Consider the following 19,010-nt stretch of genomic DNA (forward strand, 5'->3'; position numbering starts at 1 on the left):
GCTCGACCGTGCCGATCCGCACGTGCATCGGATGCCGACGTCGTGACCTCGCAACCAGTCTGGTGCGGGTCGTCGCGCGTCCGGTGTCCGAGAACAGGCGGATCGTGGCGGTGGACGCGGACAGGAGGCTGCCGGGACGAGGCGCCTGGCTGCATCCGGACTCCGACTGCGTGTCGGCGGCGGTGCGGCGGAGGGCGTTCGGTTCGGCGCTACGGGACCGCGGTCTCACCGTGGCCCCAGACGACCTCACCGATCTGATCGGCGAGATCACTCCAGACGATCCCGTAGGGGATCAGGACAGGTAGCAGAAGACTATGAGCACACCGTGAAGTCTCCACGATGAGCACGTTGACCGAATAAATCGAGGTCGAAGCGGGAAGCCCGCTCGACCTCCAAGTGAGGAGAGCAGTGGCAGGCAAGGCCCGCGTTCACGAACTGGCCAAAGAACTCGGCGTTCCCAGCAAGAAGGTGCTGGAGCGTCTGAAGGAGCAGGGCGAGTTCGTCAAATCCGCATCGTCGACGGTGGAGGCCCCCGTGGCCCGTCGACTCCGCGAATCCTTCTCCACCGGTGATGCCGGTGGCGACGCCTCGAAGGCGTCCCCGAAGCCCTCGGCCGCCAAGCCGGGTGCGCCCAAGCCCGGCGGCCCGAAGCCCGGCGGTCCCAAGCCCGGCGGCCCGAAGCCGACCCAGGCACCGCAGTCCGCGGCCAAGCCCGCGGCCCCGGCAGCCCAGTCGGGTCCCCGACCCGGCGACGCTCCGCGTCCGGGTCCCAAACCCGCGCCCAAGCCCGCACCGCAGGCCCCGGCCGCGTCGAGTTCCGCTCCGACGCAGAGCGGTCCGAAGCCGTCCGGTCCGCGTCCGGGTCCCCGACCCGGCCCGCGTCCGCCGCGCGTCGGCAACAACCCGTTCTCCTCGGCACCGGCTCCCGCGCCGCGTCCGCAGGGCCCGCGCCCGGGTCCCGGCCAGGGCGGACCCCGCCCCGGCGGCGGTCGTCCCGGCGCAGGTCGTCCCGGTCAGCAGGGCGGTTCTCGTCCGCCGGCCGGTCAGGGCGGTCCCCGTCCGTCGCCCGGCAACATGCCCTCCCGTCCCTCGCCCGGTGCGATGCCGCAGCGTGCGGCTCGCCCGGACTCGCGACCGGGCGGTCGCGGCGGTCCGGGTGGACGTCCCGGTGGTGGCGGCGCCGGTTTCCGCGGCGGTCCCGGTGGCGGCGGCGCACCCGCGGGCGGCGGTTTCCGCGGTCGCCCGGGCGGCGGTGGCGGCGGTCGTGGTCGCGGCGGCGCTGCAGGCGCCTTCGGTCGCCCCGGCGGCGCACCGCGTCGTGGTCGCAAGAGCAAGCGCGCGAAGCGCGCCGAATACGAGAACATGCAGGCACCGGCAGTCGGCGGCGTCCGTCTGCCCCGCGGCAACGGCGAGGTCATCCGTCTCGCCCGCGGCGCCTCGCTCTCGGACTTCGCCGAGAAGATCGACGCCAACCCGGCATCGCTGGTGCAGGCGCTGTTCAACCTCGGTGAGATGGTCACGGCGACCGAGTCGGTCAACGACGAGACGCTGGAGCTGCTCGGCTCGGAGATGAACTACACCGTCCAGGTCGTCAGCCCGGAGGACGAGGACCGTGAGCTTCTCGAGAAGTTCGACCTCACCTACGGCGAGGACGAGGGCGACGAAGAGGACCTCCAGCAGCGTCCGCCGGTGGTCACCGTCATGGGCCACGTCGATCACGGTAAGACCCGACTGCTCGACACGATCCGTAAGGAGAACGTCGGCAGTTCGGAGGCCGGCGGCATCACTCAGCACATCGGTGCGTACCAGGTGCTGACGCACCTGAACGACGAGGACCGCCTGATCACGTTCATCGACACCCCGGGTCACGAGGCGTTCACCGCCATGCGTGCCCGCGGTGCCAAGGCCACCGACATCGCGATCCTCGTGGTCGCGGCCGACGACGGCGTCATGCCGCAGACGGTGGAGGCCGTGAACCACGCGCAGGCGGCCGATGTGCCGATCGTCGTCGCGGTCAACAAGATCGACAAGGAGGGCGCCGATCCGCAGAAGATCCGCGGTCAGCTCACCGAGTACGGTCTGATCCCCGAGGAGTACGGCGGCGACACCATGTTCGTCGACATCTCGGCCAAGCAGGGCGAGAACATCGAGGCGCTGCTCGAAGCCGTGCTGCTGACGGCGGACGCGTCGCTCGACCTGCGGGCGAATCCCGACATGGACGCACAGGGTGTGGCCATCGAAGCGCACCTGGACCGCGGTCGCGGCCCGGTCGCGACGGTGCTCATCCAGCGCGGAACCCTGCGGGTCGGCGACTCGATCGTCGCGGGCGACGCCTACGGTCGCGTCCGTCGCATGACCGACGAGCACGGCGAGGACGTCGAGGAGGCGTACCCGTCGCGTCCGGTCCAGGTGGTCGGCTTCACGTCCGTTCCGGGCGCCGGCGACAACCTGCTCGTGGTCGAAGAGGATCGCATCGCACGTCAGATCGCGGACCGTCGCAATGCGCGTAAGCGCAACGCGTTGGCCGCACGCAGCCGCAAGCGGATCAGCCTGGAAGACCTGGACTCGGCTCTGAAGGAGACCAGCCAGCTCAACCTGATCCTCAAGGGCGACAACTCGGGTACCGTCGAGGCGCTCGAGGAGGCCCTGCTCGGCATCGACATCGACGACGAGGTGTCGCTGCGGATCATCGACCGCGGTGTCGGCGGCGTCACCGAGACCAACGTCAACCTCGCTGCCGCGTCGGATGCGATCATCATCGGTTTCAATGTGCGTGCCGAGGGCAAGGCGACGGAGCTGGCGAATCGCGAAGGCGTGGAGATCCGCTACTACTCGATCATCTACAAGGCGATCGACGAGATCGAGGCCGCGCTCAAGGGCATGCTCAAGCCGGTCTACGAAGAGGTCGAGTTGGGCCGTGCGGAGATCCGTGCGATCTTCAAGTCGTCCAAGGTCGGCAACATCGCCGGCTGCCTGGTCCAGTCGGGTCTGGTGCGTCGTAACGCGAAGGCGCGCCTGCTGCGCGACAACGCGGTGGTCGCCGAGAATCTCACCATCTCCTCGCTCAAGCGGGAGAAGGACGATGCGACCGAGGTCCGCGAAGGCTACGAGTGCGGTCTCACGGTGACCTACAACGACATCAAGGTGGGCGACATCATCGAGACCTACGAGATGGTGGAGAAGGCGAGGGACTGATGATGTCGCCTGAAGGATTCACTGGAGTCGACATCATCGAGACCTACGAGACGGTGGAGAAGGCACGAGGCTGATGGTCGATCATGCACGAGCCGCACGGCTCGCGAAACGGATCACCACCATTGTGGCGAGTGCGATCGGATCGGAGATCAAGGATCCCCGTCTTGCGCACGTGACGATCACCGATTGTCGCGTGACCGGGGACCTGCACGATGCGACCGTGTTCTACACGGTGATGGGCGCGTCGGTCGACGCCGAACCCGATGTCGCGGAAGCGGCGGCCGGTCTGGCCGCCGCGACCGGGGCGCTGCGCTCCAAGGTCGGTGCCGGAACGGGTGTCCGGTTCACGCCGACACTCCGCTTCGAGCTCGACACGGTGCCGGACGCGACGCGTGCGATGGACGAGCTCCTGGCGCGTGCGCGAGCTCAGGACGAGCTCGTGGCGCGTGCGGCACAGGACGCCCGGCCCGCGGGCGAGAGCGATCCGTACCGGCACGAGGACGAGTCCGACGACGCGAAGGATCAGCTCGGGTGAACCGCGCTTCGGCAGCGATGGTCGCTGAAGCACTCCGCGACCTGACGTCCGTCGTGATCATCAGTCACGTCCGACCCGATCCGGACACGATCGGCAGTGCGCTCGGTCTGGGGCTGGGCCTGGCAAGGCTCGGCATCGCCGTGCGATGCGGGTACTCGGGTCCGGAGACCCTGCCGGGTGCGCTGCGCGAGCTTCCCGGGGTGGAACTGTTGGCACCGCTGTCCCCGGCTGAGGAGGGCGGGGCGGCGGTGGCCGTCGACGCGGCGACCGTCAGTCGTCTCGGCGACTATGAAGCCGTCTTCGACGCGTCGCCGACCCGCGTGTGCATCGATCACCACGTGTCGAACGCGGGTTTCGGCGATCTCGACTTCATCGATTCGGAGTCGGACTGCACAGCGGTCCTGGTTCTGCAGGTGCTCGACGCGCTCGGTGTCGAGCTGACCGCGGACATCGCGACCTGCCTGTACGCGGGGCTCGTGACCGACACGGGATCGTTCAAATGGGCGCGGCCCGCCTCGTTCGAGGTGGCGGCGCGCCTGTTGAACGCCGGGGTCGACGGGGTCCGATGGAGCCGCGTCCTCCTCGACTCGCACCCGTACTCCTGGCTGAAGATGGTCTCCGAGGTGCTCGGCGGATCGGTCTTCGACCGGGAGGCGTGCGGCGGACTGGGCCTGGTCTACGGAACGGTCACGGCGGCGCAGATGGCCGGAATGAACTGGGACGAGTCCGAGAGCGTCATCGACGTCGTCCGTACCGCGCAGGAGGCCGAGGTGGCCGCGGTGTTCAAGGAGTCGACTCCCGGTGAATGGACGGTGTCGCTGCGCAGCAAGACCACCGTCGACGTCGTGCCGATCGCGCGTGCGCTCGGCGGCGGCGGTCATACGCGCGCGGCCGGGTACTCCGACACGGGGTCGGCGGACGATGTGATCGGCCGACTGCTCGCGCAACTGTAATGCTGCGTCTGGCGGCATCGGCACTGGTGGTGCTGATCGCGCCGCCGCTGTACCTCATGCTCGACCTCGCCGTCGTCGGACGGCTGGGCGCACACGAGTTGGCGGCGTTGGCGGTCTCGACGCTGGTGTTGTCGGTGATCAGCACCCAGCTCACGTTCCTGTCGTACGGGACGACCGCGCGATCGGCCCGAGCCTTCGGTGCGGGCCACCGTGATCGGGCGATCACCGAAGGCGTGCAGGCCACCTGGATCGCTCTCGGCGTCGGCGCGGTGATCGTGCTGGCCGCCTGGCTGCTCGCACCGCTGATCACCGGACTCCTGGTACCCGACGAGGTCGTCGCCGCCGACGCCGCGCGTTGGCTGCGGATCGCGGTGTTCGGGGTCCCGTTGATCCTCGTTGCGATGGCGGGGAACGGCTGGATGCGCGGCGTGCAGGACACGAGGCGGCCGGTGTTCTACGTCGTCGCCGGTCTGGCCGTCGGAGCCGTGCTGTGCGTCGGCCTGGTGCACGGCGGTCTGGGCCTGCCGCGGTTGGGCCTCGAGGGCAGCGCGGTGGCGAATCTCGTCGGACAGTCGATCACCGGTCTGCTGTTCGGTGCGCGACTCGTCCGGGTGGCGCCCGCCGGGCTGGCTCCGGACCGGTCGGTGATCCGTGCGCAGCTGGCGATGGGCGGCGACCTGATCGTGCGGAGTCTGTCCTTTCAGATCTGCTTCGTCTCGGCGGCCGCGGTCGCCGCGCGCTTCGGCGTCGCTCAGGTCGCCGCACACCAGGTGGTGCTGCAGCTGTGGGAGTTCATGTCGCTTCTCCTGGACTCACTCGCGATCGCCGCTCAGCAGCTGGTCGGTGCGGCGTTGGGGGCCAAGACGTTCGACGTCGCGCGGCGCACCGCCCGGCATGTGACGGGTACGTCGCTGGGAGTGGCCGTGACCCTCGGTGCGGTGCTGGCGGTCGGTGCGGGCATCCTGCCGCGCGTGTTCACCTCGGACGCCGGCGTCCTGGACGCGATCACCACGCCGTGGTGGTTCTTCGTCGCCATGCTGCCCGTCGCGGGCGTCGTCTTCGCGCTCGACGGCGTCCTCCTCGGCAGCGGCGACGCCGCGTTTCTGCGTACGGCGACTCTCGCGGGCGCCCTCTGCGCCTTCCTCCCGATGATCTGGCTGTCGCTCGTCTTCGACTGGGGCCTGGCCGGGATCTGGACGGGGCTCCTCTTGTTCATGCTGACCAGGCTGGGCGCCGTGGTGTGGCGCGTGCGTTCGGGCGCCTGGGTGCACTGACGGCGAGGTGGACTCACACCTGGTCGAGCGACACACTCGAGTCGGCGAGCGCGGCGGCGTCGACGCGTCGCCCCGACGCGATGAGTGCGGCGATGTCGTCGCCGGCGTCCCAGATGTTCACGTTCATCCCGGCCACGACGGCGCCGTCGGACAGCCAGAACGCGAGGAACTCGCGGGTCGCGAGGTCGCCGCGGATCACGACGTCGTTCTCGCTCGAGGCCAGGCCGCGGTACTCCATGCCGAGGTCGTACTGGTCGGTGAAGAAGTACGGAACGCGGTCGTACACGGCGGAGCCGCCCAGCATGTTGGTCACCGCTACCGCCGGCTGATTCTGCGCGTTGGCCCAGTGTTCGACGCGGAGCCGGCCGAGTGACGGATGGTCGTGGTTCGCGATGTCGCCGACCGCGAACACATCCGGATCGGACGTGCGCAGCCCGCCGTCGACGTCGACGCCGTTCGACACGGCGAGTCCGGCCGCGCGAGCGAGGTCGACGTTCGGTGTCGCTCCGATGCCGACCAGCACCGCGTCGGCCGAGATCAGATCGCCGTCGTCGGTCGTGACCGCGCCCGGCCCGACCTCCTTCACACCGACGCCGAGTCGAAGGTCGACGCCGTTGTCCCGGTGCACGCCCGCGAACACTTCGGCGACCGTCGTACCGAGGATCCGTTCCAACGGCTGCGACTGCGGTTCGACGACGGTCACTCGTGTACCCGCCTGTCGCGCGGTGGCCGCCACTTCGAGGCCGATCCAGCCGCCGCCGACGATCACCAGCGTCCTGTCCTCACCGATCACCTCGCGGATCCTGTCGGAGTCGTCCAGGGACCGCAGATAGAGCGCACCGTCGGCGCCGTCCAGCCGTCGCGACGACGAGCCGGTCGCGAGCAGGAGCTTGGCGTAGTCGACGGAGGTTCCGTCGGAGAGGTCCACCCGATGGGCCCGCGGATCGATGCGTTCTGCCCGCACGCCGGTCCGTACGTCGACGTCGTGGTCGGCATACCAGTTCGCGTCGTGGGTGAACAGGCTCGCTCGATCGTCGTCGCCCGCCAGATAGCCCTTCGACAGGGGCGGTCGTTCATAGGGGAGATGCTCCTCATCGGCGATCAGGATCACCGGTCCGTCGAATCCCTGGTCGCGGAGCGCCTCCGCAGCTTTCGCGCCCGCCAATCCACCGCCGATGATCACCTGTGCGTCGCTCATGCCTCGACGCTACGCCGATCTCTGGTCTCTCGAAACCCCGTGCGCTACGCTAGTGAACGTGTTCAATGAACGTGTTCAGTCGAATCGCGAGAGGCAGCGCGAGCAGACGCGTGAGCGCGTCGTCGACTGCGCTCAGAGACGATTCGCCGCGCACGGCTTCTCCGCGACCACCGTCCGGCAGATCGCGGCCGACGCCGGAGTCAGTGTCGGGACGGTGATGGGGGTGGGCGACAAGGACGCGCTGCTCGTCGCCGCCTTCGACGGCTGGATCGGCGCCGTGCACGCCGGTCGGGGACCGGTCGCGCCCGCGGGAGACCCGGTGACCCGTATCGGAGAGGTCGTTCAACCGTTCCTGGACATCTTCGACGCCGACATCGCCTTGGCGCGCGACTACGGAGCGGTGCTCGCCCGCGGCGGGCGGTCGTCGGAGGTGTTCGGTGCGCTCGCACAGGCCCTGCAGGCCGACTTCGCCGAGGTGTTCGCCGATGCGGGATTCGGAGACGACGCCGGACCGGCCGGCCGCGCCGTCTACCTGGCCTACCTCGGACTCGTGATGACCTCCGCGGCGACCGGCGGCGACGCGGCGTCGATCCGCGCCGACCTCGAAGCCGTCGCGGCAGTCCTGTTCCGTACCACCTCGAAGGAGACGTAGATGTTCTCGACACCCGATCCGGTGTGGCCGGTGATCGTCCTCGCGGTGATCGTCGGCGGCGATGCGCTCATGTCGATCCGTCCGCCGCGGTTCATCCGAGACTGCTATGCGGGAGTCCGGTTCCCGCTCGACTGGGGTTGGGTGCTCGTCTACATCAAACTGCTGGCGACGGCGGGGCTGATCGTCGGGATCTGGCAGCCCGGTGTCGGTGTCTCGGCGACGGCGGGCGTGGTCGCGTACTTCGTCGCCGCGAGCATCGCGCACATCCGAGCGACGTTCGTCGGCTCGACTTTCTGGATCAACTGTCTGGGGATGCTGGTGCTGTCGCTGGCCGTGCTGGGGTGGTCGTTCGTGTGGTGACGCGCTCGCGGAGTGCCTCCTCGGCCCAGATCACGCCGTTCGCGGCGAACTGGATCGCCCAGATCAACACGACGAGGCCGACGAGCAGGAACGGCGCGACCACCCCCGCGATCGACCACGGTTCGGCGAGATCCCATACGACGAGCGCGGGCGGCGGTCGCCGGACCGCTCGCCACAGTCGTCACCCCATCACGCCCGCGCGACGCAGACAGGTCGCCAATCCCTTGGTCAGCGGCAGCGCGTCGAGCTCGGCGTCGTCGACCCAGCGCACGTCGTCGGCGTCGTCACCGGCCCGCAGGGTCCCGCCGACGACGACCGCTGCGAAATCATGGATCTCGAACAGGCCGTACTCGCCGTAGGGCACCTCGACGGTCCACAGTTCGTCGCCGATGTCGACGTGCAGGCCGGTCTCCTCCCACACCTCGCGCCGGGCCGCCTCGGCGAAGCTCTCGCCGTCTTCGACATGCCCTCCGGGCACCGACCAGTGTCCCTTCTCCGGATCGTGTCCGCGTTGGACGAGCAGCACGCGGCCGTCGTCGTCGACGATCGCCGCGCCGGCCGCGAGAACTCGTGTCATCGGTACACCGTAGCGCCCGTCGACGGGGCGGTCTCCACGTCGTGGCAGCATGGTCGCCATGGCGACACTCTGGGCGATCAGCGATCTGCACGTCGCGCACCGCGGCAACGAGGACATGCTGGAGAGGATCCGGCCGACCGCCGAGGGCGACTGGCTCATCGTGGCCGGCGACGTCGCCGAACGCACCGACGACATCGTCGACACCCTGCGCCGCCTGGCGGCGCGGTTCCACACGGTCGTCTGGGTACCGGGCAATCATGAGCTGTACACGACCGCCAAGGACCCGCTGCAGATCTTCGGCGTCGCCCGCTACGACTACCTGGTGCAGGCGTGCCGGGAGCTCGGCGTGGTGACTCCGGAGGACATCTATCCGCTGTTCGACCCCGACGACGGCTCCGATCCGATCCGCGTGGTTCCGATGTTCCTGCTGTACGACTACACGTTCCGGCCCGAGGGCACCACGACGGCGCTGCAGGCGTTGGCCGTCGCCCGCGAGCGGAACGTGGTCGCGACCGACGAGTTCCTGCTGTCTCCGGAGCCGTTCGGCACCCGCGACGCGTGGGGTCGGGACCGGATCGAACAGACCCGTCGTCGGTTGGAAGCGCTCGATCCGACCGAGAAGACCGTCCTGATCAATCACTGGCCGCTGCGCCGCGAGCCGTGCGACGTCCTGATGTACCCCGAATTCGCACTGTGGTGCGGCAGCGAACTGACCGCCGACTGGCACACTCGCTTCCACGCGATGTGCAGCGTCTACGGACACCTCCACATCCCGCGCACCACCTGGTACGACGACGTCCGTTTCGAAGAGGTCTCCGTCGGCTACCCCCGGGAGTGGAAACGACGCGGGCTGCCGGAACCGCTGCTGCGACAGATCGTGCCCGATCCCGGCACGCGACCGGTCGACGTACCCAACCAGGGGCTCCGATTCGACGTTCCGCCCGACTACGAGGAGCGTGCCGCGGAGTTTCAGCGCAAGGTCGAGGAGCGTCACGCGCGGCAGGCGTCCCGCGGGCGGTCGTAATCGCTGCGCATGGCACCATTGACACCATGATCTCGCGACTCGTCCCGACCGGCGTCGGCACCGCCGAGGCGTTCGACGACCCGCCCGGTCTGGCGCCGATGCCCGCCGAGGAGCCCCTGATCTCGCAGGCCGTCGAGAAGCGGCGCCGGGAGTTCATCACCGCCCGACACTGTGCCCGACAGGCGTTGGGGCAGTTGGGCTTCGAACCGACCCCCATTCTGCGCGGCGAACGCGGCATGCCGTTGTGGCCCAGCCAGGTGGTCGGCAGCATGACCCACTGCGACGGGTACCGCGGCGCCGTCGTCGCGTACTCGATGCAGGTGCGGTCCCTCGGCATCGACGCCGAACCGCATCTGGCGCTTCCCGACGGTGTCCTCGACCACACGTCGGTGCCGGCCGAACGCGACGTCCTGGCCACGCGCGACGACTCGATCCACTGGGACCGCCTCCTGTTCTGCGCGAAGGAGGCCACCTACAAGGCGTGGTTCCCGATCACCCAGCGGTGGCTGGGCTTCGAGGACGCACACATCACCTTCACTCGGGATGCGCGGACCGACGGCGACGCCGTCACCGGCACGTTCACCTCGACCATTCTGATCGACGGCGCGACGATCGACGGGGGAGCACCGCTGCTGACGCTGCCGGGCCGCTGGTCCGTCGCCGACGGCCTGATTCTGACCACGATCGCGCTGACCTGACATGGCGGACCTGTCCATCGAGAACGCCGGACTCCTCGTCCTCGACAAGGCCGCTGGCGTCACCAGCCACGACATGGTGTCCACCACCCGTAAGGCGTTCGGCACCCGCCGCGTGGGGCACGCAGGCACCCTGGACCCGATGGCCACCGGCGTCCTGGTGCTCGGCGTCGAACGCGCGACCAAGCTCCTCGGCCTGCTGTCGTTGACCACCAAGTCGTACGCGGCGACGATCCGGCTCGGGGCGTCCACCGACACCGACGACGCCGAGGGCGAGACGATCGAGACCGTCGACGCGAGCGAGGTGACCGATGAGCAGATCGCCGCCGGAATCGCCGATCTCACCGGTGACATCTCGCAGCTGCCCGCACGGATCAGCGCGATCAAGGTCGACGGCAAGCGGGCGCACGCCCTGGCGCGCGCCGGTGAGGATTTCGAGCTCAAGGCACGACCGGTCACGGTCTCTCGCTTCGATGTCGTCGACACTCGGCGAACCGCCGGGTTCGTCGACCTCGACGTGGAGGTCGACTGCTCATCGGGGACGTACATCCGTTCTCTCGCACGTGATCTCGGCAGCGCGCTGGGGGTCGGCGGGCATCTGACGGCGCTGCGCCGCACCGCGGTCGGACCGTTCACCCTCGAACATGCGCGCACCGTCGACGAGGTCGTCGCCGAACCCGGTCTGTCGATGGGCATCGACGACGCGGCCAAGCTGTGCTTCCCGTTGCGTGAGATCTCCGACGACGAGGCCGAATCGATCAGCCAGGGGCGCTGGCTCGAGACCGTCGGCCGCAAGGGGATCTACACGGTGGTCGATCCCTCCGGTCAGGCCATCGCGCTTGTTCAGGAGAAGGGCCGTCGCGCGAGTTCGGTGATGGTGGTGCGGCCGGCGAACCTGCGCTGAGGTCGCCCGGCCGTTGCTACAGCGGCAGGGCACGCCCGTCGACGACCGATTTCATGACCAGAGTCGATGTCAGCTTCTGAACACCGGGGAGCGCGGCCAGATGCTCGTCGTAGAGGGTCTGGTAATCGGACTGGTCCTGTGCGACGGCGCGGAGCAGGTAGTCGGGTACGCCGAACAGCCGCTGTGCCGCGACGATGTTCGGCACGGCGGTCACGGCGTCCTCGAACGCGACGAGGGCGTCGCGCGTCGCGGACTGCATCGTCACGAAGACGAGGGCCTCGAAGGCCAGTCCGAGCTGTGCGGCGTCGAGCTGGGCGCGGTACCCGCGAATGGCTCCGCCGGTCTCGAGCGCTTTGAGTCTGCGGTGGCACGGGGAGATGCTGAGTCCCACTCGATCGGCGAGTTCGGTGACGGAGATTCGTCCGTCGTCCTGGAGGAGAGAAAGAATCTTCTTATCGATCGCGTCCATGGACGATAATTTACCCCGATAGTCGCCCAATCGTAGGAAAGTAGGGAAGTATCACCGCCGGTTTTCTCTTAGGCTTGTCACCAGTGTCATCGCAGGTGAAAGGTGGTGGAGACGATGCAGACAGGGTTGATCGTGTCGTTCTGGGCGGTGTCGGCGATGTTCGTGATGACACCGGGCGCCGACTGGGCGTACGCGATAGCGGCGGGTATGCGCGGACACACCGTTCCGTCGGTCGGCGGGATGCTCGGCGGCCACCTCGCCGCGACGGCGATCGTGGCGACCGGGGTCGCGGCGGTGGTGGCGGGCTCGCCGAACGCGATGGTCGGACTGACCGTCGCGGGGGCGGCGTACGTCGGTTGGCTCGGATGGAGCACCCTGCGCGACCCGCCGATCCCGGGCGACGCGACCGCCGACGACGCACAGCGGTCGTGGCTCGCCCAGGCCGGGCGCGGTTTCGGCGTCAGCGCGCTGAACCCGAAGGTGCTCCTGTTGTTCGTCGCTCTGCTGCCGCAGTTCACCTCGCCGACATCGTCGTGGCCGGTGGGCGTGCAGATACTGCTGCTCGGCGGTGTGCACGTCGCGACGACGGCGGTCGTCTACTTCACGGTCGCGCGCGGAGCCGGTCGGCTGCTGACCGGACGGCCGCGCCTCGCGCGAGCGGTGGGTCGGGCCTCCGGGGCGATCATGATGGCCGTCGCCGTCGTCCTGATCGCCGAGCAGATCCTGTCGCGGTGACTTCCCGCCTACGTGAACAGGTGTGGCGCGTCGCCTGTCCGGTACCGGTCCCAGCCGGGATCGCCGGTCATGGCGAACGACGTCCAGGCGGCGTGCATGCGGGCGGCCAACGCGCGATCCGGGTCGGGACCGACCAGTGCGTGAGCGTCGTCGACGTGGTCGAAGACGTACGGGATCTCGACGGCGTGCCCCGCCCGGATGCCCATCACGGGACTGTGCCGTCCGAACTCGTAGAGGTGGGTCCGATCGTCCGGTCGGGCGTCGGCGACGGCCCGCGTCGGATCGGAGAATCCGTTGCGGGTCAGCTCCGCGGCCAGTGCGTCGCCCGCCGTCTCCCCACCGGCCACGAGTGCGTCGAACCGGTCGGTCGTCGCACCGGATCGTGCGAGGACGGCCTTCGCGGTCGGCGCGTCGACGGCGGCGACCAGCCCGGTGGGAGCGAGGAAGAAGTGGAACTCGTCGGCGTTCCATCCCGCGAGCAACGCGACCCCGGATCCGGCGCCCGCCGCGATCGAGTCGACGGGCGCCGCGGGCAGAACGTCGCCGTCGATCACCGGCAGGAAGCTCATCACGCCGAGTCCGGCGTGGATCACCGTCTCACCCCAGACCGCCGGGTCGGGTGTGAGTGCGAGTTCGAGCGCGACGTCGGTCTGCGCGCCCAGCAGCGTCTCGGTCGGCACATCCGACCAGGCCTGCGCGGTCGGGGCGACGCCGAGGACCTCACTGGTGCGCTCGGTGACCCTTCGGGCGTCGTCGACGCTCGCGACGGCCACGCCGTTTCCGCTCTCGCAGATCGCCCGTTGAAACAGTCCGGCAGCGCGGGGCGAGGACAGCAGCGAGAGGACGCTCATCGCACCCGCCGACTCGCCCATCACGGTCACCTGCGACGGATCGCCGCCGAACGCCGAGACGTTGTCGCGGACCCATTCCAGAGCGGCGATCTGATCGAGCAGACCCCGATTCTCCGGGGCTCCGTCGAGTGAGGCGAATCCGGGCGCACCGAGCCGATAGTTGACGCCGACGAACACCAGACCGTCGCGGGCGAACGTGTCGCCGGCGTAGATGCCGATCCGGTTGGCTCCGCGCGTGAACGCGCCGCCGTGGATCCACACCAGGACCGGCAGTGCTTCGGCGGTCGGATCGGGTGTCCAGACGTTGACGTTCAGATAGTCGTCGCCGGGTGCGACCACGTTCTCCAGGATCGACGCCGTCGGCTCCGGATACCCGACCTGCGGGGCGGCCGGACCGTACTCGCCCGCGTCGCGGACCTGTGTCCACGGCTCGGGCGGCTGTGGTGCGGCGACGGCCAACGGGCCGACAGGCGGTGCGGCGTACGGGATTCCGAGGAAGGCGGCGACGGTCTTACCGGTGCTCGTCTCGACGGTGCGTCCGCGGACCGGGCCGGAGACGGTGGCGACGACGGGGAGTTCACGAGAGGCGTTGGTCACACGATCGACTCTAGATGAATGGCTCTCGACGACAACGACGATCGTCGTCGGAGACAGAGCGTCTCGTCGCCGGGACCGGTTCTGTCGTCGTGAAGCGGCCGACGGGTGAGCGTTCGGCCCTCACACCCGGTCGAGGAAGATCGCGCGGGCGGCGATGTCGCCGAGGTGGATCGGCGCGCCGTCGTCGACGCAGATGGTGACGGTGCCCGCGAACGGACGCTTCTCCGCCATGCGCACCCGACAGTCCAGGGCGATGCCGATCTCCTCGAAGTAACGGAGCATCTCCGGGTCGGAGTCGGAGATCCGGTTGATCACCCCCGCCTCGTCGATGTCGAGATCGGCCAGTTGCAGGGCGGCGGCGTCGGGCACACGGCCGTCGACGTCGGGGATCGGGTCGCCGTGCGGATCGCGCTTGGGGTGGCCGAGTTTGGCGTCGATGTGACGAAGCAGCCGTTCGGAGACGGCGTGCTCGAGGACCTCGGCGTCCTCGTGGACCTGGTCCCACCCGTAGCCGAGCTCGCGGACCAGGAAGGTCTCGAGGAGCCGGTGGCGGCGCACCATGCTGATCGCCGCCTGTCGGCCGTCGTCGGTCAGGGTCACCGCGCCGTAGGGGGCGTGGTCGACCAGCCCCTGATCGGCGAGTTTGCGGATGCCTTCGGAGGCGGTGGACGGGGAGACGCCGAGTTTCTCGGCGAGCAGTTTGGTCGTGACCTTCACGTCCGACCACTCCTGCGACGTCCAGATCACTTTCAGGTAGTCCTGCGTCACGGACGAGAGTTCGTCGACGGGTCGGGAGTCGGGCATACGCATGACATTACCCACCGGCCCCCGCCGAGGTGTTCACCGCGGCCGTGCCGCGGCGTCGGTGGCGTCGTACTGTAGTACCCGTGTTGCGTTGGCGAGGTTTGGACGAGGTACCTGCCGGATGGGGTCGCTGTGTGGTGACCATCGGGGTGTTCGACGGTATTCACCGCGGGCACGCCCAACTGGTGACGGCGGCGACGAGAGCGGCCGCCGAGCGCGGTGTGCCCTCGGTGCTGATGACGTTCGACCCGCACCCGTCCGAGGTGGTCCGCCCGGGCACCCACCCGCCGCAGCTGTCGACGCTGCGCCGTCGCGCCGACCTCGCCGAGGAGATGGGGGTCGACGTGTTCTGCGTGCTCCCGTTCAATCCGACGTTGGCCGCGCAGTCGCCCGAGGAGTTCGTGCACGAGGTCCTCGTCGAAGAACTGCACGCCGCCGAGGTGGTGGTCGGCGACAACTTCACCTTCGGTCACAAAGCGCTCGGCGACGTGCCGAAACTGCGCGAGCTTGGGCAGCGGTTCGGCTTCGAGGTGACCGCGGTGTCGCTGTTCGGCGAGCACGCCGTCACCTATTCGTCCACCTACATCCGCTCGTGCATCGCGGCGGGCGACGTCGAGTTGGCCGCCGAGGCGCTGGGCCGCCCGCATCGGGTGGAGGGCGCGGTCGTGCACGGCGAGAAGCGCGGTCGCGACCTCGGCTATCCGACGGCCAACATCGCCCCGCCCGAGCACGCCGCGATCCCCGGCGACGGCGTGTACGCCGCCTGGTTCACGGTGCTCGGCGACAAGGAGGGCGACGGGTTCCGCGTCGGACAGCGTTATCCGGCGTCGGTGTCGGTCGGCACCAACCCCACGTTCTCCGGCCGGAACCGCACCGTCGAGGCGTACGTCCTCGACCTCGACGCCGACCTGTACGGACAGCACGTGGCCGTCGACTTCGTCAGCCGACTGCGCGGGATGGAGTCGTACGACGGCGTCGACGCGCTGATCGCGGCCATCGCCGACGACGTCGAGCGCACCCGGACCATCCTGTCGGTCGACGAGAGCTGACGATTCTTCGTTCTCGGTGATCGGCTGGTAAGGTTCACCGCTGGTGTCAGCTGCGGTCCGTGGCGGCGCACCCTCGCCCCGGGTGGGGCGGGTCCGAGCACGGAACTGGAAATCTAGGAGACTCTCATGGCTCTCACAGCCGACGAGAAGAAGGCCGTCCTCACCGAGTACGGCGTGCACGAGACCGACACCGGTTCGCCGGAGGCGCAGGTCGCACTGCTGACCAAGCGGATCACCGACCTCACCGAGCACCTCAAGCACCACAAGCACGACCACCACAGCCGTCGCGGTCTGCTGCTGCTCGTGGGTCGTCGTCGTCGCCTGCTCAAGTACTTGGCCAGCGTCGACATCAACCGTTACCGCTCGCTGATCGAGCGCCTGGGCCTGCGTCGCTGACGTACGCTCGGACTCTGCTCCGGCAGACGGACTCCGTTCTCTTCGAGGTCGCGACCCGCACGGGTCGCGACCTCGAAGTGTTTCTGCCAGGGAAAATGTTAGGATCGACTCCGTGCGATGAACACCCTGCGGAGACACCCGCCCGAGATCGTGAATCGTCAGATCGGTCCTCGGTAGTGGCTGCCGGAACATTCAGCTTCCGGCCGCTTCGATCGAAGGCCGTCTACTCCAGCGCACGGTGCGCTGTTCACGACGTACGGCCGTCCCGAACGTCTTCATCCACACGATCCGATGCGCACACGGTTGCGTCGGGTCGGTAATCGCATATCCCGGTCGCGTAGGTTCGCGACCGAACTACAGAGGGAATCTGCACTTCATGACTGATGTCATCACCGACGACTTCGACGAGTCGATCACCGAGGTCTCCGCCGTCATCGACAACGGCGAGTTCGGCAAGCGGACCATCCGCTTCGAGACCGGCCGACTGGCCCTGCAGGCCGCGGGCTCGGTCGTCGCGTACCTCGACGAGGGGACCATGATCCTCTCGACGACCACCGCGTCGAAGAACCCGAAGGAGCACTTCGACTTCTTCCCGCTCACCGTCGACGTCGAAGAGCGCATGTACGCCGCGGGCCGTATCCCGGGATCGTTCTTCCGCCGCGAGGGCCGCCCGTCGACCGACGCCATCCTGACCTGCCGTCTCATCGACCGTCCGCTGCGCCCGTCGTTCGTCGACGGACTCCGCAACGAGATCCAGGTGGTCGAGACCGTCCTGTCGCTCGACCCCAAGGACCTGTACGACGTCGTCGCGATCAACGCGGCGTCCGCGTCCACCCAGATCGCCGGACTGCCGTTCTCCGGTCCCGTCGGCGGCGTCCGCGTCGCCCTCATCCCGACCCTCGCCGGTGAAGGCGACGGCCGCGCCGAGAACAAGGCGGGCCAGTGGGTCGCCTTCCCGACCGTCGAGCAGCTCGAAGGCGCCGTCTTCGACATGGTCGTCGCCGGCCGCATCGTCTCCGGGGAGGGCGCCGACGCCGACGTCGCGATCATGATGGTCGAGGCCGAGGCGACCGAGAACGTCCTCGAACGCATCGCCGGCGGCGCGCAGGAGCCCAACGAGGCCATCGTCGCCGAGGGGCTGGAGGCCGCCAAACCGTTCATCGCGCAGCTGTGTGAGGCGCAGAAGCAGCTGGCGGCCGCGGCAGCCAAGGAGACCGGCGAGTTCCCGCTGTTCCCGGCGTACGCCGACGACGTCTACGAAGCCGTCGCCGCATTCGCCGCCGATCGTCTCGGCGAGGCGCTGGCGATCGCGGGCAAGCAGGACCGCGACAACGCGACCGACGCCCTCAAGGCCGACGTCCTGGCCGAGCTCGGTGACAAGTTCGAGGGTCGCGAAGGCCAGATCGGCGCGGCGTACCGGTCGCTGACCAAGACGCTGGTCCGCAAGCGCATCCTGACCGACCACTTCCGCATCGACGGTCGAGGCATCACCGACATCCGCGCGCTCTCGGCGGAGATCGGCCTCATCCCGCGTGCCCACGGCAGTGCGCTGTTCGAGCGCGGCGAGACCCAGATCATGGGCGTCACCACCCTCGACATGGTCAAGATGGCGCAGCAGATCGACTCGCTGGGCCCCGAGACCAGCAAGCGCTACATGCACCACTACAACTTCCCGCCGTACTCGACCGGTGAGACCGGTCGCGTCGGCTCGCCGAAGCGTCGCGAGATCGGCCACGGCGCCCTCGCCGAGCGCGCCCTCGTGCCGGTCCTGCCGAGCGTCGAGGAGTTCCCGTACGCGATCCGCCAGGTGTCCGAGGCGCTCGGCTCCAACGGCTCCACCTCGATGGGCTCGGTCTGCGCGTCGACCATGTCGCTGCTGGCCGCCGGCGTCCCGCTGAAGGCCCCGGTCGCGGGCATCGCGATGGGTCTGGTCTCCGACGAGGTCACCATCGACGGCAAGACCGAGACCCGTTACGTCGCCCTCACCGACATCCTCGGCGCCGAGGACGCGTTCGGCGACATGGACTTCAAGGTCGCGGGCACCAAGGACTTCGTGACCGCCCTGCAGCTGGACACCAAGCTCGACGGCATCCCCTCGAAGGTCCTCGCCGGCGCGCTGAGCCAGGCCAAGCAGGCCCGCCTCACGATCCTCGACGTCCTCGCCGAGGCCATCGACGAGCCGGACGAGATGAGCCCGTTCGCACCGCGCATCACCACCATCAAGATCCCGATGGACAAGATCGGCGAGCTGATCGGCCCCAAGGGCAAGACGATCAACGGCATCACCGAGGACACCGGCGCCAACATCTCGATCGAGGACGACGGCACCGTGTTCATCGGCGCCGCCGACGGCCCGTCCGCTCAGGCCGCGATCGACAAGGTCAACGCCATCGCCAACCCGCAGCTGCCCAAGGTCGGCGAGCGCTTCCTGGGCACCGTCGTCAAGACGCCCGCCTTCGGTGCGTTCATCTCGCTGCTGCCGGGCCGCGACGGTCTGCTGCACATCTCGAAGATGGGCAACGGCAAGCGCATCGGCAAGGTGGAAGACGTGATGAAGGTCGGCGACAAGATCCAGGTCGAGATCGCCGACATCGACGAGCGCGGCAAGATCAGCCTCGTCCTGGTCGGCGAGGAGTCCGCCGCCGACACGGCCGAGGAGAAGGCCGACGCCTGATCTGACGCTCTGACACTCCGCGGTTCGAGATGTTCCGCACCTCGAGCGGAGTTCCAGACCCCGGCCCG

The 19,010-nt window shown here is 68.9% G+C and carries 19 protein-coding genes; 14 read left to right on the top strand and 5 right to left on the bottom strand.

The features are described 5' to 3' along the window. Positions 1–8 precede the first annotated feature (8 nt). The 5 genes from BKA16_RS13190 (at position 9) to BKA16_RS13210 (ending at position 5,957) form a co-directional block, all read left to right on the top strand. Entirely contained in the window at positions 9–305 is a 297-nt protein-coding gene (locus tag BKA16_RS13190) for a YlxR family protein (RefSeq protein WP_343067417.1), read from the top strand. Positions 306–408: 103 nt separating this feature from the next. Continuing rightward, positions 409–3,195, top strand: a complete 2,787-nt coding sequence (infB, locus tag BKA16_RS13195) for a translation initiation factor IF-2 (RefSeq protein WP_183371076.1) — start codon at positions 409–411, stop codon at positions 3,193–3,195. A gap of 73 nt (positions 3,196–3,268) precedes the next feature. Next, positions 3,269–3,730, top strand: coding sequence for a 30S ribosome-binding factor RbfA (rbfA, locus tag BKA16_RS13200; protein WP_183371077.1), 462 nt, complete (start codon positions 3,269–3,271; stop codon positions 3,728–3,730). Continuing rightward, positions 3,727–4,683, top strand: a complete 957-nt coding sequence (locus BKA16_RS13205; protein ID WP_183371078.1) for a DHH family phosphoesterase — start codon at positions 3,727–3,729, stop codon at positions 4,681–4,683. The genes rbfA and BKA16_RS13205 overlap by 4 nt, the downstream gene beginning before the upstream one ends. Next, entirely contained in the window at positions 4,683–5,957 is a 1,275-nt protein-coding gene (locus tag BKA16_RS13210) for an MATE family efflux transporter (RefSeq protein ID WP_183371079.1), read from the top strand. Before BKA16_RS13205 ends, BKA16_RS13210 begins: the two co-directional genes overlap by 1 nt. 13 nt (positions 5,958–5,970) lie before the next feature. Here BKA16_RS13210 and BKA16_RS13215 read toward each other — a convergent pair whose 3' ends face one another. After that, a complete protein-coding gene (locus BKA16_RS13215; protein WP_183371080.1) occupies positions 5,971–7,155 on the bottom strand; it encodes an NAD(P)/FAD-dependent oxidoreductase in 1,185 nt (394 codons plus the stop codon). A gap of 58 nt (positions 7,156–7,213) precedes the next feature. Between BKA16_RS13215 and BKA16_RS13220 the strand changes: the two genes are divergently transcribed. Together BKA16_RS13220 and BKA16_RS13225 are read left to right on the top strand one after the other, a co-directional pair. Next, the gene (locus BKA16_RS13220) at positions 7,214–7,807 is read left to right on the top strand and encodes a TetR family transcriptional regulator (protein WP_183371081.1); all 594 of its coding nucleotides are present in this window, start codon (positions 7,214–7,216) and stop codon (positions 7,805–7,807) included. Beyond that, the gene (locus BKA16_RS13225; protein ID WP_183371082.1) at positions 7,808–8,167 is read left to right on the top strand and encodes a DoxX family protein; all 360 of its coding nucleotides are present in this window, start codon (positions 7,808–7,810) and stop codon (positions 8,165–8,167) included. A gap of 181 nt (positions 8,168–8,348) precedes the next feature. On the opposite strand, the gene BKA16_RS13230 is transcribed toward BKA16_RS13225, so the two are convergent. After that, positions 8,349–8,744 (bottom strand): NUDIX hydrolase, encoded by a 396-nt coding sequence (locus tag BKA16_RS13230; RefSeq protein WP_183371083.1) that lies wholly within the window; start codon positions 8,742–8,744, stop codon positions 8,349–8,351. A gap of 58 nt (positions 8,745–8,802) precedes the next feature. Here BKA16_RS13230 and BKA16_RS13235 point away from each other — a divergent pair, with 58 nt between their 5' ends. The 3 genes from BKA16_RS13235 to truB are packed head-to-tail and all read left to right on the top strand — an operon-like array spanning position 8,803 to position 11,367. Further along, a complete protein-coding gene (locus BKA16_RS13235) occupies positions 8,803–9,768 on the top strand; it encodes a metallophosphoesterase family protein (protein WP_183371084.1) in 966 nt (321 codons plus the stop codon). 26 nt (positions 9,769–9,794) lie between these two features. Next, positions 9,795–10,466: a 4'-phosphopantetheinyl transferase family protein gene (locus tag BKA16_RS13240; protein ID WP_183371085.1), complete on the top strand. Its 672-nt coding sequence runs from the start codon at positions 9,795–9,797 to the stop codon at positions 10,464–10,466. A gap of 1 nt (position 10,467) precedes the next feature. Continuing rightward, positions 10,468–11,367: a tRNA pseudouridine(55) synthase TruB gene (truB, locus tag BKA16_RS13245; protein WP_183371086.1), complete on the top strand. Its 900-nt coding sequence runs from the start codon at positions 10,468–10,470 to the stop codon at positions 11,365–11,367. A 16-nt stretch (positions 11,368–11,383) separates the two neighbouring features. On the opposite strand, the gene BKA16_RS13250 is transcribed toward truB, so the two are convergent. Then, positions 11,384–11,836 carry an Lrp/AsnC family transcriptional regulator gene (locus tag BKA16_RS13250; RefSeq protein ID WP_183371087.1) on the bottom strand — a complete coding sequence of 151 codons (453 nt, stop codon included), beginning with the start codon at positions 11,834–11,836 and terminating at the stop codon, positions 11,384–11,386. Between the two features lie 114 nt (positions 11,837–11,950). Here BKA16_RS13250 and BKA16_RS13255 point away from each other — a divergent pair, with 114 nt between their 5' ends. Beyond that, positions 11,951–12,571 carry a LysE family translocator gene (locus BKA16_RS13255; RefSeq protein WP_183371088.1) on the top strand — a complete coding sequence of 207 codons (621 nt, stop codon included), beginning with the start codon at positions 11,951–11,953 and terminating at the stop codon, positions 12,569–12,571. Between the two features lie 8 nt (positions 12,572–12,579). On the opposite strand, the gene BKA16_RS13260 is transcribed toward BKA16_RS13255, so the two are convergent. Then, entirely contained in the window at positions 12,580–14,019 is a 1,440-nt protein-coding gene (locus BKA16_RS13260; protein WP_183371089.1) for a carboxylesterase family protein, read from the bottom strand. 120 nt (positions 14,020–14,139) lie between these two features. Next, on the bottom strand, positions 14,140–14,823 hold the full coding sequence (locus tag BKA16_RS13265; RefSeq protein ID WP_183371090.1) for a metal-dependent transcriptional regulator: 684 nt from the start codon (positions 14,821–14,823) through the stop codon (positions 14,140–14,142). A gap of 83 nt (positions 14,824–14,906) precedes the next feature. On the opposite strand from BKA16_RS13265, the gene BKA16_RS13270 reads away from it, so the two are divergent. The 3 genes from BKA16_RS13270 (at position 14,907) to BKA16_RS13280 (ending at position 18,942) form a co-directional block, all read left to right on the top strand. Continuing rightward, positions 14,907–15,872, top strand: a complete 966-nt coding sequence (locus BKA16_RS13270) for a bifunctional riboflavin kinase/FAD synthetase (protein ID WP_183371091.1) — start codon at positions 14,907–14,909, stop codon at positions 15,870–15,872. Between the two features lie 126 nt (positions 15,873–15,998). Then, positions 15,999–16,268 carry a 30S ribosomal protein S15 gene (rpsO, locus tag BKA16_RS13275; protein WP_183371092.1) on the top strand — a complete coding sequence of 90 codons (270 nt, stop codon included), beginning with the start codon at positions 15,999–16,001 and terminating at the stop codon, positions 16,266–16,268. Between the two features lie 376 nt (positions 16,269–16,644). Further along, positions 16,645–18,942 carry a polyribonucleotide nucleotidyltransferase gene (locus tag BKA16_RS13280; RefSeq protein ID WP_183371093.1) on the top strand — a complete coding sequence of 766 codons (2,298 nt, stop codon included), beginning with the start codon at positions 16,645–16,647 and terminating at the stop codon, positions 18,940–18,942. The last annotated feature ends 68 nt before the right edge of the window (positions 18,943–19,010 follow it).

The organism is Gordonia humi (assembly GCF_014197435.1).
In the GTDB taxonomy this organism is placed as follows: Bacteria; Actinomycetota; Actinomycetes; order Mycobacteriales; family Mycobacteriaceae; genus Gordonia; species Gordonia humi.